The sequence below is a fragment of the Xanthomonas axonopodis pv. maculifoliigardeniae genome (assembly GCF_041519315.1).
In the GTDB taxonomy this organism is placed as follows: domain Bacteria; phylum Pseudomonadota; class Gammaproteobacteria; order Xanthomonadales; family Xanthomonadaceae; genus Xanthomonas; species Xanthomonas euvesicatoria.
The window spans coordinates 3,875,093-3,898,888 of sequence record NZ_CP167998.1; the positions used below are offsets into that span (position 1 = coordinate 3,875,093).

Annotated in this window: 17 protein-coding genes; 9 read left to right on the plus strand and 8 right to left on the minus strand. The window is 66.8% G+C overall.

Features of this window, described 5'->3' with window-relative positions:
* Nucleotide 1: 1 nt before the first annotated feature.
* Nucleotides 2-793 (minus strand): polysaccharide deacetylase family protein, encoded by a 792-nt coding sequence (locus tag ACDH77_RS16485; RefSeq protein ID WP_031424303.1) that lies wholly within the window; start codon nucleotides 791-793, stop codon nucleotides 2-4.
* Between the two features lie 45 nt (nucleotides 794-838).
* On the opposite strand from ACDH77_RS16485, the gene grxD reads away from it, so the two are divergent.
* Nucleotides 839-1,765, plus strand: a complete 927-nt coding sequence (grxD, locus tag ACDH77_RS16490; protein ID WP_008573624.1) for a Grx4 family monothiol glutaredoxin — start codon at nucleotides 839-841, stop codon at nucleotides 1,763-1,765.
* 198 nt (nucleotides 1,766-1,963) lie between these two features.
* Nucleotides 1,964-2,833: a hypothetical protein gene (locus tag ACDH77_RS16495; RefSeq protein ID WP_008573787.1), complete on the plus strand. Its 870-nt coding sequence runs from the start codon at nucleotides 1,964-1,966 to the stop codon at nucleotides 2,831-2,833.
* A gap of 154 nt (nucleotides 2,834-2,987) precedes the next feature.
* On the opposite strand, the gene ACDH77_RS16500 is transcribed toward ACDH77_RS16495, so the two are convergent.
* Nucleotides 2,988-3,554 carry a DUF924 family protein gene (locus tag ACDH77_RS16500; RefSeq protein WP_029820243.1) on the minus strand — a complete coding sequence of 189 codons (567 nt, stop codon included), beginning with the start codon at nucleotides 3,552-3,554 and terminating at the stop codon, nucleotides 2,988-2,990.
* Nucleotides 3,555-3,687: 133 nt separating this feature from the next.
* Between ACDH77_RS16500 and ACDH77_RS16505 the strand changes: the two genes are divergently transcribed.
* From ACDH77_RS16505 to ACDH77_RS16520, 4 genes are all read left to right on the plus strand, one after another.
* Entirely contained in the window at nucleotides 3,688-5,097 is a 1,410-nt protein-coding gene (locus tag ACDH77_RS16505) for an amidohydrolase (protein ID WP_008573784.1), read from the plus strand.
* Complete coding sequence (locus ACDH77_RS16510) at nucleotides 5,094-6,374, plus strand: amidohydrolase family protein (protein ID WP_372353557.1); 1,281 nt, start codon at nucleotides 5,094-5,096, stop codon at nucleotides 6,372-6,374. The genes ACDH77_RS16505 and ACDH77_RS16510 overlap by 4 nt, the downstream gene beginning before the upstream one ends.
* 301 nt (nucleotides 6,375-6,675) lie before the next feature.
* Nucleotides 6,676-7,002: a hypothetical protein gene (locus ACDH77_RS16515; RefSeq protein ID WP_014091038.1), complete on the plus strand. Its 327-nt coding sequence runs from the start codon at nucleotides 6,676-6,678 to the stop codon at nucleotides 7,000-7,002.
* A gap of 372 nt (nucleotides 7,003-7,374) precedes the next feature.
* Complete coding sequence (locus tag ACDH77_RS16520) at nucleotides 7,375-8,976, plus strand: rhamnogalacturonan lyase B N-terminal domain-containing protein (protein ID WP_057682110.1); 1,602 nt, start codon at nucleotides 7,375-7,377, stop codon at nucleotides 8,974-8,976.
* Nucleotides 8,977-9,361: 385 nt separating this feature from the next.
* Here the strand turns inward: ACDH77_RS16520 and ACDH77_RS16525 are convergent, their stop codons facing one another.
* Nucleotides 9,362-10,177, minus strand: a complete 816-nt coding sequence (locus ACDH77_RS16525; protein ID WP_005920703.1) for a GH12 family glycosyl hydrolase domain-containing protein — start codon at nucleotides 10,175-10,177, stop codon at nucleotides 9,362-9,364.
* Between the two features lie 479 nt (nucleotides 10,178-10,656).
* On the opposite strand from ACDH77_RS16525, the gene ACDH77_RS16530 reads away from it, so the two are divergent.
* Nucleotides 10,657-11,601 (plus strand): DegV family protein, encoded by a 945-nt coding sequence (locus ACDH77_RS16530; protein WP_109290716.1) that lies wholly within the window; start codon nucleotides 10,657-10,659, stop codon nucleotides 11,599-11,601.
* Between the two features lie 207 nt (nucleotides 11,602-11,808).
* Here the strand turns inward: ACDH77_RS16530 and def are convergent, their stop codons facing one another.
* Complete coding sequence (gene def / locus ACDH77_RS16535) at nucleotides 11,809-12,324, minus strand: peptide deformylase (RefSeq protein WP_008573775.1); 516 nt, start codon at nucleotides 12,322-12,324, stop codon at nucleotides 11,809-11,811.
* A 335-nt stretch (nucleotides 12,325-12,659) separates the two neighbouring features.
* Complete coding sequence (arsC, locus tag ACDH77_RS16540; protein ID WP_008573772.1) at nucleotides 12,660-13,082, minus strand: arsenate reductase (glutaredoxin); 423 nt, start codon at nucleotides 13,080-13,082, stop codon at nucleotides 12,660-12,662.
* 350 nt (nucleotides 13,083-13,432) lie between these two features.
* Here arsC and ACDH77_RS16545 point away from each other — a divergent pair, with 350 nt between their 5' ends.
* Nucleotides 13,433-13,858: a post-PEP-CTERM-1 domain-containing protein gene (locus ACDH77_RS16545; RefSeq protein ID WP_109290715.1), complete on the plus strand. Its 426-nt coding sequence runs from the start codon at nucleotides 13,433-13,435 to the stop codon at nucleotides 13,856-13,858.
* The gene (locus tag ACDH77_RS16550) at nucleotides 13,851-15,509 is read left to right on the plus strand and encodes a PA domain-containing protein (RefSeq protein ID WP_109290714.1); all 1,659 of its coding nucleotides are present in this window, start codon (nucleotides 13,851-13,853) and stop codon (nucleotides 15,507-15,509) included. The genes ACDH77_RS16545 and ACDH77_RS16550 overlap by 8 nt, the downstream gene beginning before the upstream one ends.
* Before the next feature lie 232 nt (nucleotides 15,510-15,741).
* Here the strand turns inward: ACDH77_RS16550 and ACDH77_RS16555 are convergent, their stop codons facing one another.
* Genes ACDH77_RS16555 through bcsB form a run of 3 tightly spaced genes read right to left on the minus strand, consistent with a single transcriptional unit; the run spans nucleotide 15,742 to nucleotide 23,755 of the window.
* A complete protein-coding gene (locus ACDH77_RS16555; protein ID WP_109290713.1) occupies nucleotides 15,742-20,271 on the minus strand; it encodes a cellulose biosynthesis protein BcsC in 4,530 nt (1,509 codons plus the stop codon).
* Nucleotides 20,253-21,434 (minus strand): cellulose synthase complex periplasmic endoglucanase BcsZ, encoded by a 1,182-nt coding sequence (bcsZ, locus tag ACDH77_RS16560; RefSeq protein ID WP_029820251.1) that lies wholly within the window; start codon nucleotides 21,432-21,434, stop codon nucleotides 20,253-20,255. The genes ACDH77_RS16555 and bcsZ overlap by 19 nt, the downstream gene beginning before the upstream one ends.
* Nucleotides 21,431-23,755: a cellulose biosynthesis cyclic di-GMP-binding regulatory protein BcsB gene (gene bcsB / locus ACDH77_RS16565; protein ID WP_029820252.1), complete on the minus strand. Its 2,325-nt coding sequence runs from the start codon at nucleotides 23,753-23,755 to the stop codon at nucleotides 21,431-21,433. The genes bcsZ and bcsB overlap by 4 nt, the downstream gene beginning before the upstream one ends.
* Nucleotides 23,756-23,796: the final 41 nt, after the last annotated feature.

The window sequence follows — 23,796 nt, forward strand, 5'->3', positions numbered from 1 at the left end:
CTTAATCCGGCCGCCGCCCCACCAACCCGCGCGCCTGCATCGCCTCCAGCACGCCGCGCAGGATGGTGAGGTTGTGCCCGTGCGCAGCGCCTTCATGCAGCAGCACGATGGCGCCGGGTTGCAGGTCGCGCACGATGCGGGCGACGGTGGTGTCCGGCTCGCATTGCACGCCGTCGAAGCCGCGCGCGCTCCAGGCCACCCGGGTCAGCCCGTGCGCGCGCAGCGGCGAGGCGACGAAGGGGTTGGTCATGCCGACCACCGAGCGGTACAGCCGTGGCGCCTGGCCGGTAATGCACGCCAGCACGCGCTGCGCCTGGCCGATTTCCTGCGCCATCCGGCGCGGCCCCAGCGCCCAGAACCAGGCTTGCGGATGGGTGTGGCTGTGGTTGCCGATGCCATGCCCGCGCCGCACCATGTCGCGCACCAGCTCGGGCCGCTGCTCGGCACGCGCGCCGACCAGGAAGAACGTTGCCTTGGCGTCGTAGGCATCCAGCAGGTCGAGGATGGCTGGGGTGTCGTCGGACGGGCCATCGTCGATGGTCAGCCAGACATGCGGCGCGCGACCGGGTAACCGCGCCAGCACCGGCGCATACAGCCGCGCGCGCGGCAGGAACACCGGCACCACGAACAGCGCATGCGACAGCAGCAGCGCAGGCAGCCCCCAGGCCCAGCCCAGATGCCACCACAGCAGTGCCACCGCTGCCTGCGAGAGGGCCAACAGGCCCACCCAGCGGTAGGGGCGCGAAGGGGTGCGATACAGCGTTTCCGGCGTGGTCATGCCCAATGATGCCATGCGGCGTAGAATGCCCGGTCTCCACGCTGCCACCCAAGTGCTGCCATGTCTCTCGATCCCGCCCTGCGTTCCCGTATCGATACGCTGCTGCAATCCAGCCGCGTGGTGCTCTTCATGAAAGGCCAGCCCGGCATGCCGCAGTGCGGTTTTTCGGCCAAGGCGGTCGGCGTGCTGGACGGCCTGGGCATCGACTATGCCCACGTCAACGTGCTGGCCGACCAGGAAATCCGCGAGGGCATCAAGGCCTATGGCGACTGGCCGACCATCCCGCAGCTGTACGTGGACGGCGAGCTGATCGGCGGCAGCGACATCATCGTGCAGATGGCCGACAGCGGAGAGCTGAGCAGCATGCTCGGCCTGCAGGCGCCCGACCGCAGCCCGCCCAAGATCACCATCACCCCCGCCGCGGTCGAGATGCTCAAAAGTGCGCTGGCCGATGCGCCGGATGCCTCGCTGACGCTGGCCATCGATGCCAATTTCCAGCCCAATTTCCAGCTGGCGCCGACCAACCCGAACGCCATTGCGGCTGAATCCAACGGGCTGCGCGTGCAGTTCGACCTGGCCAGCGCGCGTCGTGCCGACGGCATCACCATCGACTGGGTCGACGACATCCGCGGCCGTGGCCTGGCCATCGATAACCCCAATGCGCCCAAGCCGGTGCAGGAGCTGTCGGTGCGCGATGCCGACGACCGTCTCAAGGCCGGCAGCCTGACCCTGGTGGACGTGCGCCCGGCCGACGAGCGCGCACTGGCCACGGTGGCCGCACCGTTCCGCACGCTGGATGCGCACGAGCGCGCCGCCATCGAACAGTTGCCCAAGGACACCCCGCTGGCGTTCCTGTGCCACCGCGGCGGCCGCAGCCTGCAGGCCGCCGAACATTTCCGTGGGCTGGGCTTCACCAATGTCTACAACGTCACCGGCGGCATCGATGCGTGGTCGGACGAGGTGGACAACGGCGTGGCGAAATACTGAGCAACACATCGGCGGTCGTCGCACGGTTGCGGCTGCCGCTCGCCGGTCATGCTTCCTGGGTAGACTGCTGCGCTTGCGACAACCGCGTGACCGCGGTTCGCCAAGAGGCAACCTAGGCCGGCGCACCTCAGACCGAAACGGGCGCTCCCTGGAGCGCCCGTTTTTTCATGGATCACCCTGCACAAGGACATCGCTGCAATGCATACCCGCCTGCTCTCTGTCGCCCTGGCCGCGCTGCTGCCGTTGGCCACCCACGCCGCCGAACCGTCGCGCGCGGTGCTATTGGTCCAGACCTACGACAACCAGCCGACCGACGATCCGCTGGAATACATCCCGGTCTGGCTCGGCGAGGGTATCGCCAGGGAATCGACCCTGCCCAAGGCGCTGCTGGGCCAGCCGTTGCGGGTCTTCAATGCAGGCGTTTCCACCGGCAACGTGCGGCTTGCGGCACTGACGGTAGACGACAACAGCATGTGCGGCGGCACCGCGAAGCTGCGCATCAAGGGCAACCCCACGCTGTCCGACTCGCCGCTGCTGTCGACCGTGGATGTGAATCCCGGCAAGCGCTTTGCCGGCCGCGCAGCCACCGTCAGCGAACGGGCCGAGCTGTTTGCACAGGTCAACAACACCGCGCCGCTGCGCAAGCGCGTCAAGCCGGCAGCCCTGGCGCAGGCGCTGGCCGCGTTCGATGCCGATCGCGCGCAGGATCTGGCGGCGCTGCAGATCGTCACCGATACGCAGCAACCGCAGCGACGCGTGGCGATCCTGACCTCCAACCATCCCATCGAGACCGGCAACCCGGAAAACCCCACCGGCGTGCTCGTCGTCCTTGCGATCTTCGAGCATGACGGCAGCCGTTGGCAGTTCCGCAAGGGTCACGCTGCCAGCGGCTGCGACGATTGCGAAGACCTGCCGCTGCGCACGCATCTGCTGCAGTTCGGGGATATCGACGGCAACGGCACGCTCGATTTCGTGCTGGCCGAAAGCGGCTACGAAAGTTACGGGTTTTCTCTGCTGCTCGGCGAAGGCGCCAGCTGGCGGTCGGAAGCATTGCCGGGCGGCTGCTGATCGGTGTTGACTGCTTGCACGCTGCCCGGTGCGGCATGCGCAGGGCGGCATCTTCTGCGTTGCGATGCCCACCTGTGCCCGGCTGCAGCAGCGTCGTTACCCACGCTGCACGGCAGACCTCGATCATCGGCATGCAGATCGCCGATGCAGGTCTTCAACCGGCAAATCCACCCTCATCCAGAAACTGCTGCTCTTCTGCCGTGGTCTCACGTCCCAGCACCGCATTGCGGTGCGGGAACCGGCCAAAGCGCTCAATGATGCGCTGATGCTCCAGCGCCCAGTGGGTGGTCTGTGCATCGCCCAGTGCAGTGATCAGCTGCACCGCGCGCGCCTGCTCATCGGCGTGTTCGGCATGCTCGAAGGGCAGATAGAAAAACAGACGCAGTTGCGCCGACACCTGTTGATCGAAGCCGCTGGCGAGCGCCTGTTTGGCGTACCGCAGTGCCAGGCCATCGGTGGCATAGGCATGCGCACTGCCGCGAAACGCATTGCGTGGAAATTGATCCAGCAGGATCAGCAAGGCCAGTGCATCTTCGGCGCGTGCCATCCACTGCGCGTACTCACCCCGTGCGGCGGCAAAATGCTGCTCGCTGAAGTGTTGGCGAAAATTGGCATCGAAGGCGTCGTTGTGCGTGAACCAGCGCGCCGCGCCGGCAAGCTCCCAGAAAGCCAACACCACATCGGCCTGCTTGTTGCGCTCTGTTTTGGCAATCATCGGCACATCCCCTGACGAATTCGGCATAGCATGCACGGGTGCATGTGATGAGCCCGCCGCTCTCGACCTCCAGCACTTGGCAAGCACGCCGCCGACGACTAGGTTGGCGGCTGACGTTTTCGTGTTACCGGGGAAATCCATGCGTTCCATCCTGTTCGCCGCGCTGGGCGCGGCGGTGCTGTGCGGGCCTGCGTCTGCGGCATCGGCCGCATCGCGCTTCGTGCAAGATCCCTACCCCAGCACCTATCGCGCGCTCGCGTCCGCTCCGGTGCTGATCCAGCACGCCACCGTGCTCACCGGCACCGGCGAGCGGCTGGACGATGCCGACGTGTTGCTGCGCGACGGCAAGGTGGCTGCGGTGGGCAAGGCGCTCCAGGCGCCCGCTGACGTGCGCCGTATCGACGGCACCGGCAAGTGGGTGACGCCCGGCATCATCGATGTGCACTCGCATCTGGGCGTGTATCCCAGCCCGGGCGTCAGCGCGCATAGCGACGGCAACGAGATGACCGCACCGGTGACGCCCAACGTGTGGGCCGAGCATTCGATCTGGCCGCAGGATCCCGGCTTCGGCACTGCGCTGGCCGGCGGCATCACCTCGCTGCAGGTGTTGCCGGGCTCGGCCAATCTGATCGGCGGGCGCGGCGTCACGCTCAAGAACGTTGCTTCCACCACCTATCAGGGCATGAAATTCCCCGGTGCACCATGGGGCCTGAAGATGGCCTGCGGCGAAAACCCCAAACGCGTGTACGGCCAGAAAGGTGGCCCCGGCACGCGCATGGGCAACGTGGCCGGTTACCGCGCTGCGTTCATCGACGCGGCCGAGTATCTGCAGAAGAACGCGCCGAAAAAGAAAACCGCCAAAAAGCGCCATTGGTGGAGCCGCGGCGGCGACAACGACAGCAGTGGCGATGCCGGCGGCAAGCGCGATCTCAAGCTCGACACACTGGCCGGTGCCATCAACGGCGACATCCGCGTGCACATCCACTGCTACCGCGCCGATGAGATGGCGACGATGCTGGATCTGTCCAAGGAATTCGGCTTCCACATCGCCGCCTTCCATCACGGCGTGGAGGCCTACAAGCTGGCCGACCGCCTGGCGCAGGACAACGTCTGCGGCGCGCTGTGGGCCGACTGGTGGGGCTTCAAGATGGAAGCCTTCGACGGCATCCAGGAAAACATCGCACTGGTCGATCGCCCGGCCAACAGCTGCGCCATCGTGCATTCGGATTCGGAAGAAGGCATCCAACGACTCAACCAGGAGGCCGCCAAGGTGATCGCCAACGCGCGTCGCAGTGGCATGGAGATCCCGCCGGAGCGCGCCATCCGCTGGCTCACCAGCAATGCCGCCAAGGCGCTCGGGATCGAGCAGCAGACCGGCGCACTGGAGCCGGGCAAGATGGGCGATGTGGTGGTCTGGAACGGCAACCCTTTCAGTTCGTATGCGCTGGCCGAGCAGGTGTATATCGACGGCGCGCAGGTCTACGACCGGCACAACCGCGCACTGCAGCCGGTGTCGGACTTCATGCTCGGCCAGGAGGTGGCACGATGAGCCGCGTCACGCACATGCCCCCGCGGTTGCGCGCGATCGCGGCATTGGTGATGGCCACGCTGGCATTGCCGGCCTTCGCGCAGCAGGTGCTGATTCGCGGCGCCACCGTGCACACTGCCACCGCGCAAGGCACCCTGCAGAACACCGACGTGCTGGTGCAGGGCGGCGTGATTCGCGCCATCGGCCGCAACCTGGCAGTACCCACCGACGGCCGCGTGGTCGAAGCAAACGGCCGCCCACTGACGCCGGCCTTGTTCGGCGGCATCACCGAAATCGGTGTCGAAGAAGTCTCCGGCGAAGAAAGCACCGTGGACAGCGGCGTCAAGCTGGCCGATCAACCGATGCGCCCGGAATTCGACGTCACCCTGGCCTACAACCCCGATTCGGTGCTGGTGCCGGTGGCGCGCGTGGAGGGCATCGGCTTTACCGCGTTGGGGGCGACCACCAGTGGCGCCTTCATTGCCGGCCAGGGCGGCATCGTGCGGCTGGATGGCAGCCCGGATCCGGTCGGCCCGCATGCCTTGTTTCTTCGCATCGGAGCGGCGGCGTCCGATCTCACCGGCAGCTCGCGCGCCGCGCAATGGATGTTGCTGGATCAACTGGTTGCCGAAGCACGCGGGCGTATCCCGGCCGATTCGCCGCATGCGCTACTGACCCCGGTTGGACGCGGTGTACTGGCAAACTACCTGGCCGGCCAGGGTCGCATCGTGGTGCAGGTGGAACGCGCAGCCGACATCCGCCAGCTGTTGCGCTGGGCGCAGCGCGAAAAGGTGCGCATTGCCATTGCCGGCGGCGCCGAAGCCTGGAAGCTTGCGCCGCAACTGGCGCAGGCCAAGGTCCCGGTGTTGGTCGACGCGCTGGCGGATCTGCCATCGACCTTCGACCAGATTGGCGCGACGCTGGAAAACGCCGCACGTCTGCGCGCTGCCGGCGTGGAGGTCAGCTTTACCCAAAACGGCGATGCCTCGCACAACGCACGCAAACTGCGCCAGCTGGCCGGCAATGCGGTCGCCAATGGCTTGCCATGGGAAGCCGGCCTGGCCGGCCTGACCCGTGTGCCGGCAGACATCTTCGGCGTGGGCGATCGCATCGGCAGCATTGCGATCGGCAAGCAGGCCGACCTGGTGCTGTGGGAAGGCGACCCGCTGGATGTGGCGCATTATGCCGAGCAGGTCTGGCTGGGCGGCCGCGACATGCCGATGCGATCGCGCCAGAGCGAGCTGCGCGACCGCTACATGCAGCGGGCCGGCCCGCTGCCGCGCGCCTATCTGAAGTAAGCGTGCGGTGGGTTGCTCAAGCGCCACCTGAGCATGGTCTTTCATCGTTGGTGTGCCGGCACAGCGGGTACCGGCGCACCGCTTCACCGCTTTGCTGCTGTGCACAGGTGATGTGCTGTCATGGCGTCCTGCCGCATCTTGCTGGCGGCCTTCGCTGTTGTGATGTTTCCCACTAGGCCTATCGCATGTTTTCGGTTTCGCTCTTGATAGCGCTTGGCCGCCTTGGCGTCTTGCTACGGCATATGCCGCGTGCCCACCTCGCCGTTGCACGACCGTGAGCTCGCTCTTCCACGGTAGCGGCTTGCGTTCGATCGATCGGGCGGTATTGCGCCAGGCACCTGCCAATCTGCAGCGCGGGATGGAAGCGGTGGGCGGGCGTCTGATTCTCACCGCCGATGCGCTGCTGTTTCAGCCGCACGCGTTCAATGTACAGCGCCAGACGCTGAGCCTGCCCTTGCCGCAGATCGTGGCGATTCAGTCCTGCTGGACACGCCTGTTCGGCCTGCTGCCGATCGCGCCGACATCGCTGGCAGTGCGGCTGGAGGACGGAAAGCGATACCGCTTCGTGATCGGCAAGCGCACGCAATGGATGGCGGACATCGCCTCGGCGCGGGATGCCCTGCGCTGAGCCGTGCAAGGACGCCGGTGCGTCGCAGAGGCAGCTGGCAAGGCGACTGCGTCACCGCCAAGCCGGAGGCGGCCGCCGAGCCGTGCGGCATGTCCCGCTCGTGCAGCGCGGTGGCCGTGCGCCGTCCACGACAACCGACAACCGACAACCGACAAAGGCTCTCGAGGTTTTGGTAGCCTCTCCATGGCCGATGCCGGAACTGCGTATTGCAGTTGCCCACTGCGGCGACAGTCAGCGATGCCCGCAGGTAACCAACGACGCCACCCTTGATCGCTGTAATTTCGAACAGTGCGTACATTCTCTGTCTTCGGTACTGGCCTAGCATCGCGCGCACGCATCGCCACCATGCCTTGCTTCCGACAGCTCACCCGCATGCCTCGCAATCTTCGACATTACTTCGCCTGCGCACTGCTGCTCTATGCCGGCATCAGCGCACCTGCACTGGCCGACTTCGGGATCAGCCGCAGCGGCAACCGCGTGATCGTCGACAGCGGCGCCGAGCTGGTGTTTGCGGTCGATGCCCGAAATGGCGACATCGTGTCGATGCGCTATCGCGACAACGAACTGCAGACCACCGAATCGAAGGGCTCGCACATCGCTTCGGGGTTGGGCAGTGCCAGTGTGGATGCACGCATCGTTGGCGGGACGATCGTGGTGTCGGCCAAGGCCGGCGACTTGGTCCAGTACTACATCGCACGCAAGGGCCGCAACGCGATCTACATGGCCACCGATGCGCCCACCTTGCTGCCAGTGGGCGAATTGCGCTTCGTCGCCCGCTTGAACGTGTCCAAGTTGCCCAATGCGCAGCAGGAGCCCGATTCCAATGTCGGCAGAGCGATCGAAAGTGAGGATGTCTTTCTATTGCCGGATGGGCGCACCAGCTCCAAGTTCTATTCTGCACGTCGAATGATGGACGACCAGGTGCATGGCGTCAGTGGCCCTGGCGTTGCCGTGTTCATGCTGATGGGCAACCGCGAGCGCAGCGCGGGCGGCCCGTTCTTCAAGGACATTGCGACGCAAAAAACCAGCCTGACGCATGAGCTCTATAACTACATGTATTCCGATCACACCCAGACCGAAGCCTTTCGCGGCGGCCTGCACGGGGTGTACGGGCTGCTGTTCACCGATGGAAGCTTGCCGTCGAGTGCGCAGCTGGACACCGCGTTCGTCGATGCCACGCTGGGCCTGAGCGGCTATTTGCCGGCAAGCGGGCGCGGCACCGTGAGTGGGCACGTCGGCGGCGTGCTGCCGGGCCAGCCGGCCGTCATCGGCCTGCGCAACGCGCAGGCGCAGTACTGGGCCACCGCCGACGGCAGCGGGAACTACCAGGTGACGGGTGTTCGCCCGGGCAGCTATCGCATGACGCTCTACCAAAACGAACTGGAGGTCGCACAACGCAACATCGAGGTTTCTGCCGGTGCCACTGCGCACGCCGCACTGCAGGCGGTCGTTTTGCCGGGCACGGTGAAGTGGCAGATCGGCATTCCCGACGGCACGCCGGTGGGGTTCAGCGACGCGGACCTGCTGCCGCGGGCGCACCCTTCCGATGCGAGCATGCACTGGTCTGCGGTGACCTACACCGTGGGATCGAGCAGCGTGAGCAGCTTTCCGGCAGTGCAGTGGCGCGGCATCAACACCCCGAGCCGGATCGACTTCACCCTGCCCGCCAACGAGGTACGCGGCTATCGCCTGCGTCTTTTCGTGCCGTTGGCACAGGGCGGCGCACGTCCGCAGATCAGCGTGAACGCACGCTGGAACGGCCCGCTGCCTGCCGCGCCCACGCAACCAAAGACACGCGGCATCACGCGCGGCACTGCGCGCGGCAACAATACCCTTTACGAAGTGGACATCCCTGCCTCGGCCTTGCAGGCCGGCAACAACCGCATCGAGATCGGCATTGCCTCCGGCTCCCCGGATAACGGCTACCTCAGCCCGGCAATCGTGTTCGACAGCATCCAGCTGGTGGCGTTATAGCAACGTCCGAACACACGATTCGCGCAGTGGCAGGCGCGCGCGGCTGGTAGGTGGCATCGGCATGCAGCGCTCAACCGTTCCGATGTTCTTCGGGCCGGCACTGCCCGCGTAGCGGCGCGTTGTTCGCCGCTCCAGATGTGCGCGCCAGCGCATCCGCGGCCACGCGCGGCGCAGGCGCAGTGATCCATGCACATCGCTCACGTGAGCTCATCCGAAATCCGATATCGAGGCGACAGGCGCCACACACCGCACGTGGCTGTCACATGCGCAGCGCTGCGCCGCCAGCCGCTCGAACAATGCACAGGCGGCGACTTGTCCAACGTTGAAAAAACCCGCGTGCGTGCCGACCGATACCGCCGACACGCACGATACAGCCGGGCTGCGCTTACTTCGCATCCAAGGTCGCGCTGACCTTGGCCCATCCATTGCCGCGTACCACTTCAAAGCCCGCTTCGGCCGCATGCAGGTACATGCTGTTGCTGTAGCGGCCATCCTTGGCGCGGTTGTTCTGCAGCCAGGTCAGGAACGGCTTGGCATCCACGTTGAGGCTGCCGCTGGTCTTCAGCGTCGGCTGGCCGGCGGTCCCGGTCGGGATGAAGGTGTAGACGTAATAGCCGGCGCCGGAATTGAAGCCTTCCCACAGATCGAAAGTGCGCCCGCCCGCGGTGATGACCTTGGTCGCGGTCACGGTGCCGACCGGCCAGGAATTGTGGTCGCCCCAGATCATCACTTCCAGCTGCGGATTGCCCTTGGCGGTGTCCCAGCGAAAGAAGATGTCGTAAGCGAAATCACCGGCCAGATTGGTGCCGCCTGCGCTGTAATTGAATTTGAATGGCAGCGAGCTGATCGAGGAGATCTGCTTGGGGAACAGCGTGTCGGTGGTCGGATTCCAGTTGTAATGCCAGCCGCGCACGATCGCTGGATAGCCGTAGAGGTTGTAGTCGGCGAAGTTGAAGGTGACCGTCAGCTCCGGCGTACTGCCGGTGCCGAACGTGCCCTGGATGATGTTGTTGGGATCGTTGAAATTGTTCACCCACGCATAGTGGTTGCCAAAGATCTTGTACGGGCCGGCGAGCGCCGCCGGGGCGAGTGCGACCAGACCGAAAGCGAGCGCCGCGGTCCACCAGCGCGAGGCGCGCCGCCGCGTGGTCGGCGCCTGGGCGCACGTCTGGACAAGGGAGCTGGATGGGCAGTTGTGCATGGTGACTCTCCGTATGATTCAGCGCGGCGGCGCTGGTGCAGCGTCGTCGGGACCTGCCGTGCGGCAGTCGGGTCGGACCGTAGCAGCGGCGCCACGCGGGGAGCTATAACGATTCCGGCGGCGCCACCCGGCCAAGCGCGATAGCGGGCGCCACCTTGCACTTGGAGCGTGCGCTGGCTAGCACTTAGGTCACCGGACACGGGCGTAGCGGCGGGTTTCGCGCCAAAGACGCCCGCGCGTGGGGCGGTAAATGGTGCACAGCCACATACGCATCGCCCGTGTCCGCACGTGCCGGCGGCGTCGCTTGCGCGTGCAATGCCTTTCAATGCAGTGCGGCGTCGCTGCCACCGGCCTGCATCAGTCCGGTCGCCATCCGCGCGATCGGCGCCCGCAACACGCTCCACCTCAGGCCTACGCGGCGGAGCCGTTTTGCGATAGCGTTCGCACTACAGACAACGCAACAGCCGGAGGGGGCGACGATGCGTATCGGAATCGTGGTGGACAGTGCGTGCGATCTGCCGCAGGACTTCATCCAACGTCACAACATCATCGTATTGCCGATCAGCGTGCGTATCGGCGAGGCCGTGCTGGCCGATCATCGCGACGAGGAAGCCACGCTGAGCTTTTTGCAGGCGCATGTGGCCGAGCGCGGGCACGAAGCGGAAACCACGCCGTTTTCGGTCAACCAGATCCGCGATCTGTTCCTGCAACAACTGGTCATTGACTACGACCATGTGTTCTGCCTGACCATTTCCAAACTCCGCAGCCAGATCTTCGACAATGCGATGCAGGCCAGCTTCGCGATCCTCAACGACTACAAGCCGATCCGGCAGGCCGCAGGCCACACCTCGCCGTTCGCGCTACGGGTGATCGACACGCTCAACCTGTTCGCCGGCCAGGGCATCACCGCCGTGGAAGCAGTCCGCCTGCGCGACCAGGGCCAGAGCGTGGCGGCCATCCGTACCCGCCTGGAACAGCTGGCCGAGCACACCTATGGCTACATGATTCCACGCGATCTCTATTACCTGCGCGCACGTGCACGCACCAAGGGCGATCGCAGCGTCGGCCTGATCGGCGCCGCGCTCGGCAGCGCGCTGGACATCAAACCGGTGCTGCGCGCCTACCGCGGCGTTACCGAGCCAGTGGCCAAGCTCAAGGGTTTCGAACCTTCGGCCGAAAAGCTGTTCGGCTTCACCGTGCGCAAGATTCGCGACGGCCTGATGACGCCAACGGTGTGCGTGGGCTACGGCGGCGAGCTGGCCGAGCTGCATGCCCTGCCCGGCTATGCCGCACTGCAGGGCGCCTGCCAAACCCACGGCGTGGAACTGCTGGAAAGCGTGATGAGCCTGACCGGCATGGTCAACGTCGGCAAGGGCGCCTTGGCGGTCGGATTTGCTGCAGAGCCACACGCGTTTTCGGTCTGAGGCATGGGCGGGGGTGCGATGCGCTCGCCAGACACGCCGTCATCCATCACGCGAGTCGATTGCTACATTCATGCCGCCAACGGTGCCGCAATGACGAGGCACCGCGCCAGGCAGCGTGCTGATGATTGCCTTGAATGCGGCGCAGTCCAGGACGTGGCTGCCGTCCATGGCGGCAGCCACGCCGCATCGGACACAACGAAGGACCTGCTACAGGTCGTAAGACAGCACGTCTTCGAAACCGAATGTGTCGAAATTTTCGATGCGCGAGGGATACAGGCGACCGACCAGATGGTCGTATTCGTGTTGCACCACGCGTGCGTGGAAACCTTCGGCATCGCGCTCGATCGGAGTGCCGTCGGGTGCGAAGCCGCGGTAGCGAATGAAGCGATAGCGTGGAATGACTGCGCGCAGGCCGGGAATCGACAGGCAGCCTTCCCAGCCGTTTTCCATTTCTTCCGACAGCGGTTCGATCTGCGCGTTGGCCAGGGCCGTGCGCGGCACTGCGGGCGCTTCCGGATAGCGCTCGCTGGCGTCGAAACCGAACACCATCAATTGCAGATCCACCGCGATCTGCGGTGCTGCCAGACCGACGCCACGCGCAGCGTCCATGGTTTCGAACATATCGGCCACCAGCGTGTGCAACTCGGCGCTGCCCAGGTTGCTGACCGGTGGCGCCACGCGTAGCAGGCGCTTGTCGCCCATGCGGATAATTTCGCGAATCATGCGGGTGCTCCTGACGATCGTGGCGTGGATTCTAGGGCGGCTGCCGCCCGGTAGCGAACAAGCGCCGGGCGGTGCAACGGTCCGCAGGCGCTGCAGTGTACGAGCGGTCGCTGCCGCGGGTTGTGGATGCCGGCACCGGGCAACGCTCGCGCCAGCGCACGGTGCGTGCAGCCGGCCTGCTGTGCCGCGCTCAGCAGGTGTCGTGCATGCGCAAGTGGGCGTGCAGCCGGCTTGTTCATCGCGCCGTGAATAGGCGCACTGCATCTATCGCCAGCGCTGCGGCCAGCGTGATGGCGCAACACCGGCTTGGCGCCGGTTGAACCGGCTCAAACATGTCAGCGGCCAATGCGTTGACCGGCCTCGTCCAGCACGCGTTCGCCGTCTTCCTTGATGAAGCCGTGCGTGGCTGGCGGCAACAGGTCGAGCACCAATTCGGAGGGGCGGCACAGGCGTGTGCCGCGCGTGGTCTGGACGAATGGGCGGTTAATCAGGATCGGATGGGCGAGCATTGCGCTCAACAACGCCGCATCGTCCAGGGTGGGATCGTCCAGTCCCAGTTCCAGATAGGGCGTGCCTTTTTCGCGGATGGCCTGGCGGACCGTGATGCCGGCAGCGGCGATGAGCGCCTGCAGCGTCTGGCGGCTTGGCGGATGCTGCAGGTAATCGACAATCTGCGGTTCGATGCCGGTGTGGCGGATCAGGGCAAGGGTATTGCGGGAGGTTCCGCAACCGGGATTGTGGTAGATGACGGCGTGCATGGTGGCCTGGCGCTGGGTTGGCTGGTGGCTGGTGGCTGGCGGCGCCGGCAACGGATGACCGAACGACGCCCAGACCGGCCAGTGTACGAGTGGCGCCCGGGCGTGCCGAGCGCTGGCCACGACGTGCGCAGGCGCCTTGGCGACGATGCCTGGGGTGAACTCCCAGACTGCAACCCTGCCGATAACTTTTTCAGGTTGCCGCTTCGCATTCGACGGCGAATGTGTCAAAAGATTGACACGAATCACGGATTCATGATTCAGTCATGAACAGACTGAAATGGAAGGATTCTCCCGAGCGCCGGTGTCAGCACGGCGTTTTTTCCCCTGTTGGACCCAAGGAAACCCCAACGATGATGAGCTTTCGCAAGCCCGGATGGATGCTGTCCGGTGTGTTGTGTGTCGCATGCCTACCGGCGATCGCTGCAGCGCAGGAAGCAGCTACCAGCAGTTCCAAGGTCGGTATCGACCCTGCCACCGGCAAATTGCGCCCGCTGACCGACGCCGAGAGCGCGGCACTGGATCAGCAGGCGGCTGCAGCGGCCTCCGCAGCACGCGGCAGCGCCGCACGCAGCTCGGTTCCGCAGACCGAAGCGGCCGCGCGCGCGACCGAGCGGCGCCTGCCCAATGGCACCGTGGCGCGCAAGTTGCCGGCCACCCAAATGAGTTCGCTGACGGCAACCCGCCAGGCCGATGGACGCATCGTCATCGAACACAGCGACGACGCCGACACCACCCAACCCACCCACGCCGAGCACGGAGCGCTGCCGCATGAATAAGCCCTTGTTGCTGTTGTCCCTGGCCGTGGCGGCCGCATTGGCACCGCTGCACGCCCGGGCAGCCAATGTCACGCTGATCAATGGCGATGCCGGCACCGTGGTCGGTTTGAACGACCCGACCGCTGCCGCACCACTGGGCGGCAACCCGGGCCGCACGATCGGCGAGCAACGCCGCATCGCCTACCAGTACGCCATGGACCTGTGGGGCGCGGTGCTGCAGAGCAATGTCGAGATCAAGGTGTATGCCTCGTTCGCACGGCTGACCTGTACCGCCACCGGCGGCACGCTGGGCCAGGCCGGCCCGAACTGGATCGTCAACAACTTCCCCGGCGCCAAGGCCGATACGCTGTATCCGTCCGCGCTGGGCGATGCGATCGCCGGGCAGGACCTGGTGCCGGATCCGGCCGATCCGGCCGACGTGTTTTCGCAGTTCAACGGCGACCTGGGCAAGGACGATTGCCTGGCCGGTTCGGGCTGGTATCTGGGCCTGGACGGCAAGACGCCCGAAGGCCAGATCAACTTCCTCAACGTGGTGATGCATGAGATCGGCCACGGTCTGGGCGCGGCGGGCTTTCTCAACAAGACCACCGGCGTGCTGGGCTCGGGCAGCGGCCTGACCGACGTCTACACCTCGCAGGCCTACGACAACGTCCAGAACAAGCGCTTCGACGACCCGACCATGACCAACGCCCTGCGTGCCGAAGCGATGCGCACGCCCGGCCGTACGGTTTGGGCCGGGACGCGCGTGAACCGCGAGGCGGCGCTGATCCTGGATCCACGCACGCTGCTGCGCGTCACCGCACCGGCCAGCGCTGCGGGCAAGTTCGAAGTGGGCTTTGCCAGCTTCGGTCCGCTGGCCACCGCGGCCAATTTCCCGGCGCGTTCGGTGGTAACGGTCAATGACGGCGTGGCGGCCGCATCGGCCAGCGATGGCTGCGAAACCCCGTTCGTCAATGCGGCCGATGTGGCCGGCAAGGTGGCGCTGATCGACCGCGGCACCTGCGCCTTCGCGATCAAGGTGAAGAATGCGCAGCTCAACGGCGCGGTGGGCGTGATCGTCGCCAACAACGCGGCCGGTGTACAGACGATGGGCAACGCAGCACCGCCGATCACCGACATCACCATCCCCGCCATCATGGTCTCGCAGGCCGACGGCGCGCGCCTGAAGGGCAGCACTGCGGTGGTTGCGTCGCTGTACGAAGATCCGCAACTGCTGCAGGGCACCGACAGCGCAGGCCGCACGCGGCTGTACTCGCCCAGCGTGGTGGCCGGTGGTTCGACGTTCTCGCACTTCGATACCGATCTGCAGCCCAATGCCTTGATGGAACCTTTCGACACGCCGGAAGTGCAGGCGCACGTGAACATCGACCTGACCCCGGCGCTGTTTGCCGACATCGGTTGGACCTTGAACACCGGGCCGGCCAAGTTGGGCACCTGCAACACCCTGGTCCCGACGGTGGAAACCGGCGGCCTGATTCCGGGTGCGAACGTGTCTGCCGAAAGCAGCCTGTGCAAGACGCAGAACGCCGGCAACCGCCTGGGTTACCTGACCTGCATGGACGAACACGCGCGCGAGCTGCAGAGCCAGGGCGTGATCAGCCGCGTACAACAGGCAGCGGTCTTCGTCTGCGCCACCAAGGTGCGTCCGTAAGCGCCGAACGCGTGATGGGATGCAATGCGAACGGCGCCGGAAGGCGCCGTTCGTTTATCTGCTGCCGCGTGGTGGCGCGCAGGCCAGGCGGTCCCTGCAGCGTGGCGGCGATGCACACCACGTCGCAGGCGAGCATGCGGACCCATGCACGCGCGGCATCCCGTCGCCTGCGCGCATCCGCTGCAGCCCCTGCTGCGCGCCTTCGGAGCGAGGCACCAGGTTTGCCGTCACCTCAATGCTCCGCCGCATACGGCGAGGTCAGCACCTGCGGCGCACGCCCCAGCGCAGCGCCCAGGCGATCCATCACGAAACGCAAGTAGAGGTTGCTGCTGAACTGGTTGTAGTCGCGTGCATTGTTGAAGGTCAGCCGCCCGCCCAGAAACAGCTGCGGGGCCACCTGCCATTCGGCCGCGCCACTGAGGTTGTAGGACACGCCGGTGCGGCTTTCGCCCGCATACACCGGGTCGGTGTAGCGATTGACCAGACCGAGCAGCTCGGCCAGCGACGCGGCGTCGTAGGCGGCCTGTTGCAAGGTCGGGTCGGTAGGGAAATACGGCGAGGCCTCGGTGCTGAAATGCTGCACACCGACGCTGGCGTCGACCTTCCAGTTCACCGTCTGCCCGGCCGTGCGCCCGCTCCAGTGCACCGGGAACCCCAGGTCCACATAGTCCTGCGGGCTGAAGTAGCCACCGTGCCCGTAAGTGAAGCCGCTGAGATTCTTGTCGTACTGCATGGTGGTCAGATTGACGCCGGCGGTGAGCGATTGATGCTCGGTCTCCAAGGCATGCACGTAGAAGCCCAGGTCGACCTGGCGATGGTCGTTGTCGGCCACGTGGTTGCCCTGCAGGCGGTGCGCGGCAAGGTTGGCGTAGCCGCCGAGCAGGCCGTTGTCGGCAGTGGCCGACAGCGAAAGACCGGTGCTGGTCACACCGCCCCATTCGCGCCCGCTGCGCGCGTCCTGCGCACCGGCAAACGACAGCACGCTATCGGTGACTGCACGCCGCGAGGCCTCGGCCGACCAGCTGACGGTGTCACCGAGCTCGCCGCGATAGCCCACGCCACCGATGAGGTTGTGCTCCTGGAACCCGATCGGCGTGCTGCCCACGTCGGCACTGAAACCGCCATTGCGATACCGCACGCCGACGCCCACGCCGGTGTCGTCCTGGCTGAGCCGGCGGCTGCCGTTGCCGCTGGCGGCCATGGCATTGAGCGTGTCGACCAGGCCGGTCGGCGTCTGCTGCGCGGCGGCCGTGCTGCCGGCCAACGCGCGCAATGCGGCCGCATCGCCTGCACCCAGCTGTTCGCTGAGCGCGGCATTGCCCAGGATGTCGCGAGCCAGCTGCGCAATCGGCGTGGTGGAGGCGTTGATGCTGAGCAGGTAGGCCGGCAGCGGCTCGTTGGCCAGCGCCGTCAGCGCAGCGGCATTGCTGTTGTTGTGCTCCACCAGCAGTGCATTGAACAGGCCGGTATTCAAGCTGTAGCGGCGCAGGCGTTCGCGCGTGGCGGCGGTATCGCCTTCGGTGGCGAGCAGCTGATACACCGGCGAATCGACCAGCGTGTCGATCGGGCCACGGTTTGCGGCCAGCGCATCGCCGATGGCGCTTTGCGGTCCGGTGCCGAAGCGGCTGGCGGTGGCGTAGTCGGTGCCGAGCGTGCCGGCATCCACCACGGTTGGTGTCAGCGTGACACCGAGCTTGCCCTCGCCGACTGCGAATTCGGCCTGCACCGGCATTTCGATGTCGTCCAGACGGCCCAGGCCGTCTTCGCCGTCGCGTGCGCGATACAGCGCGCCGCCGGCAAGGCCGCCGCTGTTTTCCGCCTGCACGGCGCGCAGTTCGTCGAGCACGCTGTTGCCGCTGCTGCGCGCAGGCAGTGCTTGCGCGAGGTTGCTGCGCGGCTGCAGATCGCTGCCCGACACAGGCGGCAGCGTGCCATGCGAGGAAGCGCGCAAGCGGCTGCCGGGCGCAGGCAACGTGGAAGGCACGGTGCTGGCGCGCACCGGTTGCGGCAACGCGTCGCTCCTGATGTCGGCGGCAGCATTGACGGGTGCGGCAGGCGCGACAGGTACGACGCTGGGCTGCATGGCGAGCGGCGCGATGGATGCGACAGGCGCGGTTGCGACATCGGTGTAGGCGCTGCCGGCGTCCATGCGTTCGGACAGCACCGCCGGCGCACGCGGCATGGCGCCGGTCATGCCGGAGAATGGGTTGAGCGGGCGACCGGATGCGGCGACGGCGGCCAGGCCACGTGCAGACGCCAGGCCATTGTCGAGCTGCCCGGCCTGACGTTGCTGCGCGGCCAGCGCTGCACGGAAATACTGCTCGGCCTTGCGGTTCTTGCCGGCACTGCGATACACGCGGCCGGCGGCCGCGAGCACCTCCGGCGACTCCGGTGCCTGCGCCAACGCGCGTTGCAGATAGCTCTCTGCATTGCGCAGGTCCGATTGCGCGGCGGCGCTGTTGGCCGCTGCGGTGAGCGTGTCCAGATCGCTGGGCTGACGTTGCAGGAGCTGCTGGTAGATCGCCAGCGCCTGGCGGTGCTCGCCGGCGGCCGCGTACAACCGCGCGAGCGCGGCCTGCGCATCGCGGTTGTCCGGCTGCTGGGCCAGTATTGGCGACAACGCGTCGTAGGCGCCTTCCAGATTGCCGAGCTCACGCAATGCATCCACCTGCCGCAGCGTGTAGGCGCTGCGCAGGCCTTGGTAGCGGCGCAGCTGCTCCGGGGTCAGGGTGGTGGCCTGCAGCTGACGCAACACCGCCGAGAGCTCGGCGTCCTGATGCGCGCGCAGCAGCACGCTGGCGTATTGCAGGCGGTCTTCGGTGCGCGGGTTGGCGCCGGTGACCAGCCGCTGGGCCAGCACCAGCGCGCGCTGGGTGTTGCCGGCGTCGGCATGCGCGCCGGCCAGGGCGGCCAGCAGTTGCGGATCGTCGAGCTGATTGCCCAGCGCCGTTTCGGTACGCGCCAGCAACTGCTGCGCCTCGCCCACCCGGCCCTGCGCAACCAGCTGCCGCGCCTGACGCGCCTGCAATTCGATCCAGGCGGTGGCGCGCAGCTGGGCCATCGCCGGCGTGCGTGCCGCAGCTGGAATGCGGTCCAGACTGTCGTAGGCGCCCTGCCAGTCGCCGCTTTCCTGCGCCAGCAGCGCATTGGCGTGCAGCGCCTCGGGTTGGTCGCCATGGACCGCGAGCAGGCCGTCCATCACGCTGCGCGCCTGATCCGGGCGGCCAGCCTGTTGGTACAGGCGCGCCAGGTCGAGACGGATCCAGGCATCGCCGGGGCGTTCGACCATGGCCGCTTCCAGTTCGGTTTGCGCGCTGACCGCATCGCCGCCATCCAGAAACTGACGCGCACGGGCGCGCTGCACGTTGGAGCGCAGCAAGGCTTGGCCACCGGACTTGGCGCGCTCGGCCGCTGGCAGCCGGTCGAACAAGGCGCTGGCTTCCTGCAGACGGCCCTGGCGGCTGTACAGCCCGACCAGGCCCTGCAACGCGCCGGCATTGTCGGCCTCGCGCGACAAGGCTTTGCGATAGCTGGCTTCGGCAGCAACCGGGTCGCCGGCGGCCTGCACGTCACCCAGCGCCACGTGTCCGGCCGGCTCGTTGGGCAGCAGCTGCACCGCCTGCTCTACCAGCTGGCGCGCCTGCGCCAGATCGCCGCGCGCGCGCGCCGCTTCGGCCTGCTGCAGCTGCTGCCAGTAACGGGCGCTCTCCAGCGCGCTTTTCCATTTGCCGTTGCTGGCCGCGGCCGGTCGCAGCAGTTCCTGGGCCTCGGCAAAACGCTGCTGACGCAGACGTACCGAGCCCAGGCCGCCGAGCGCTTCGGGGTCGCGCGCACGTGCACGCAAGACCTGGGTAAAGCGTTGTTCGGCGGCGCTCAGATTGTTGGCGCTCAACGCGCGAAAGCCTTCGCCCAGCAGCACGCCGTTGGGATCGGCCGGCGTGGCCGCGGCAGTGCGTTGCGCGCGCAGCTGGCCGAGTTTGGCGGCCACTTCGGCATCGTTCGGGGTACCGGCAAGAAACGCTTGGTACAGCGGCGCATCGGCCATGCCGGCGTTGAGCCACAGCAGCGCCTGGCGCCAGCTGCTGCGTGCCGGCCCACCCACGTCCGCGCGCTGGGCAAGCGTGCGCAATTGCGCAATGCCGTCGCGGCGGGTGGGTTCGCGGTAACTGAGGACCTGCGCCAGCGCCAGCTGCACGGACGGATTGCCCGGGTCGCTGGATTGCAAGCGTCGCAGGCCGTCGCGGGCGCGCTCCCAACCGGTGGGGGTGCCGGCCAGCGATTGGTAGTACTCCAGCGCCAGGTTCGGCGGCGGCGACTTGCCGGCGAAGGCGGCTTCGTAACTGCGCGCCGCTTCCACATAGCGCCCGGCAGAGGCGGCACGACGTGCATTGCGCAGATTGGAATCTTCGCCCGCGTTGCTGCTACCGCGCGCGCCGATCGCCACGCGCAGGCGCTGCGCCTGCGGCGATTGCGGATGCGCGCCTTCGAGTTGCTGCAGCCGCTTGCGCGCTTCGGACTGGCGCCCCTGCGCCAGATCGATCTGGGCCAGGCCGAGCAATGCGTCGGGTTGGTCCGGGTCGATGCCGAGCAGCTTCTTCCAGGTATCGGCGGCCAGATCGTCGCGACCCTGGTCGTGCCAGTAATTGCCCTGCTCCACCAGCTGCTGGGCGGCGCTGGTCTGCGCGTGCGCTGCCGGTGCGGCGAGCAGGCACAGCGCGAGCATGCCGGCGAGGTAGAACGGCTTCAGGTCGTTGCGGCACATGCAGGGGTTCTCCAGGCGGGCAACAGGCGCCCGTCTGCGGCGAAGCGGTAGCGGTTCTCAAGCCATCCCTGTCCGAACAGGGCCAGCGTGCGTTCGAAATACGGCAATGCAGCGGCGGCCGGTTGCGTGGCGGCGGGCACCCGCTGCGCCTGCGCCTTGAGCAGCGCGGGCTTGCCCAGTGCGCTCAGGTACGGCAGCAACGCCGCAGAAAATCCCACCGGCAGGGCGCCGGTGCCCACACCGCGCGCGGTGTCGATCTTTTCGGCCGGCGTCTGCTGCGCGGCGAGCAGGTCGGCCGGTCCGGACAGGTCCTTCAGCAATCGCGCGCGCAGCGGCTCGCCAGCGTCCAGCATGCCGGCCCACAGGTACACGCGGATGGCGTCGTAACTGCCGACATTGCCGCGCTTGGGATCGGCATTGAAGGTCTTGCCGTCCCACACCGTCCAATCCGGGGCAAACCCCACCGGCGCGCTGTCACGCAGCAGGCGCGCGCTGTTGGCGGCAATGGCAGCCCATGGGCCCTTGGGGTCGGCATTGGCGCAACGACGCAGCACCTGGATCGGCAGATAGCTGGGATTGAGCGTCCAGCGCCCGTTGTCGACGAAACCGGTGCGGCCCGGCAGCAGCATCGGGCCCAGCCCGGGCAGCGTGGCCACTTCCTGGGTGCGGATCAGCTGCAGCATCTGCTGGCCGGCCTTGAGGTAGCCCGGGCGGCTCCACAACCGTCCGGCTTCCAGCAGCGCATAGGCAATCCACAACTCGCCATCGCTGGCGGTGTTGGCGTCCAGCACGCGCCAGGCGCCGCTGCCATCGCGGCCCCACAGCCATGCCGGCAGGTTGAGATCCGGGCGGCCGCCGCACAGGTTGTGGCGGGTCCAGCTCAGCACCTTGTCGAACAGCACCTGGTCGTTGTTGACCAATGCGAAGAACAGCGCATACGACTGCCCTTCGGAGGTGGAGCGTTGATCGGGATTGAGAAAATCCACCACCCGCCCATCGGGCTGGATGTGCTTGTCGACGAAGGCGCTCCACAGCGGCCACGGCCCGCACTGGCTGGGCGCCGCCAGCGCGGCTGCCGGCAGCAGCGCGGCCACGCCGGCCAATGCGCCTGCATGCAGCAGGCGACGGCGCGTCATGCCACCGGTATGTGCGTGCGCGCTCATGCACCGCCACCGTCGTTGAGCCGCTCGGCGGTGTGCCTACGCAGCAGCACGCGTGCGGCCAGGGCCAGCAACAACGCCAGCAGCACCACGGTAAGGGCCAGCCACACCGGGTGGTGCGAGAAATACCAGCGCAGCCAGGTCGGCAGCGGCAGATGCCCCACGTAATAGGTCTGGTTGCCGACCAGACTGGTGACTTTGTTCTGCTGCAGCACCACCACGCTGCCCTGGAAATCCTTGAGCAGGGTCGGGTCGAACCAGGCATCGAACAGGCGGCTCATGTTGGCCGGGTCTTCGGTCTGGAAGGCGACCACGCTGCGGCCGGCTGCCAGTGGCGACTCGAAGCCCATCAGCAGGACGTCGTCCGGCTGCGGCTGCAGGGCGATCTCGGCGGTGGTGGGCAGGTCGGTGCGGCGCGCATCGAAGGAGAGAAAGCGCGGCAGTCGTTCGAACAGCCAGTCGGTCAGCGCAAAGCGGGTCGCCCGCCCGTCCTGGCCGATCGGCAGATGCGCGCGCCACTGCTTGAACAACGGTTGCGATTCGGCGCTACCGAGCAGCAACAGATCGCGGCCTGCATGCTGCTGCACTGCGCCGGCGCCGATGATCTGCGCATGCAGCGCCGGGTAACCGGTGGAAGCCCCGAAATGCCCGAGCAGGGTCAGCACATTGCTCAGGTCCTGATCGCCGGGATTGTTGGGCAGCACGATGGTGGATTCGGACAAGTCCGCCAGGCGCGTGAACGGGTAGCCGGCATTGGCGAACGCCGCCAGGTTCGGCATCGCCATGTAGTGGTGGAAGCCGCTCAGGTCGATGGTGGAATCGGCATCGATGGCACCGGACACATCCGGGAAGGTGTTCTTGCACGCTTCGCCCTGCGGGCGATCGAAGAAGAAATGGAAGCGCAGTTGGCTGTTGGCCGAAAACGCACCCACCGGCAGTGTCAGGTCCTGATGCACCGGCATGCTGCCGCGCGTCCCCAGGCTGTTCCACCAGCGCATCGGCGTGGATTGAGCGAATGGGCGACCGGTCAGCGGCAGCGTGGTCACGAACGACTCGTTGATGCTGACATTGAGCGCGGATTTGTTGTCCTGCTCAGGCAGCGTGTAGCGGTAGTTCAACGCAACCGGGATGCCGTCGCGTTCCCACACGAACAGGTCCGGCGGCAGTTGCAGGCCGACTCGGATCAGGTCGGGGTGATAGCCGGTGACGTTGAGCTGGCTGGGCTGGGTGACCAGATCGCCGAAGCGTACCGGACTCTCGCTCGACACCCAGTTGGGCGCGTCGTAGGGCCGCCGCGGCGCAGGCGCGCTGATGTCGCCGATGCGGGCCACCGCACCGGTCAACGGTGCGCGCAAGGCCAGCGCGGTGGCGGCACGCTGCAGGTCTTCGCTGTTGCGGCCGAGCACCAGCAGCAGCTTGCCGTTGCGATCGTTCGGGTTGGCCAGCACGGCCACGGTGGGGCCGCGGATGTCGGCCACGCCGCTGTCGGCGGTCGCAAATTGCGCGGGCAAGGTGCCGGGCGTAGCGAAGACGACCGCATTCCCGGACGCCGGCAAGGCCTCGGTGGAGGCCGGGAACACCGCGCCACGGTAGCCGGCCAGGCTACCGAACCACGAGGCCACCGTGCCGGCCGCCTGCAACGTGGCCGTGTCCGGGCGCTGCGGGAAATAAAACGGCAATTCCAGCCGGCGCGTGTCGCGTACATCGAAGAACGGCACCGGCAGCAACGCCAGATTGTTGGCCAAGGCCAGCGGCGTGGTGGTCAGCGACAGGCTGGTGGCCGCATCCACATTCGCCCACAGGCTGCTGTGGTCGGGATCTTCGCAATCGCGCGTGTAGTGGCCGATCAACTGCAGGTTGAGCTGGTTGTAATCGGTGACCAGGCGCGGGTCGATCGGCAGATCGGCCGAGAGCAACTTGCCGGCGTTGGCCTTGTCGGTGGGCAGCGTGGCCACGGTGACGCCGTTGATGGTGACCTTGAGGTGCGACAGGTCGGGCAACAGCGAGGGCGAGTAGCTGTATTTGAGATTCAACGTGGCCGCGGTGACGATCTCATCGCTGCGCACGCTGAAGGGCACGCCGGCGCTGCCCTGCACCCCGCGCAAGGTGATTTCGTAATCGATGCCCAGCTCGCGCAGCGTTGCCGCACGCGTGCTGCCGCCTGGCAACGGTGCCGCTGCGAAGGCGACGGGCACCTGCGCTGGGGTGACTGCCTGCATCTGGCTGCCTGCCTGCGCAGATGGCGTTGCAGGCATGGGCTGCGCCTGCGCCAGGCCTGCCAGCAAGGTCAACGCACAGCTCAACACAGCCGGGAACATCCGCATCAGCGGCATCTTGGTAAAGGAAAGGGAAACACCACGCATCA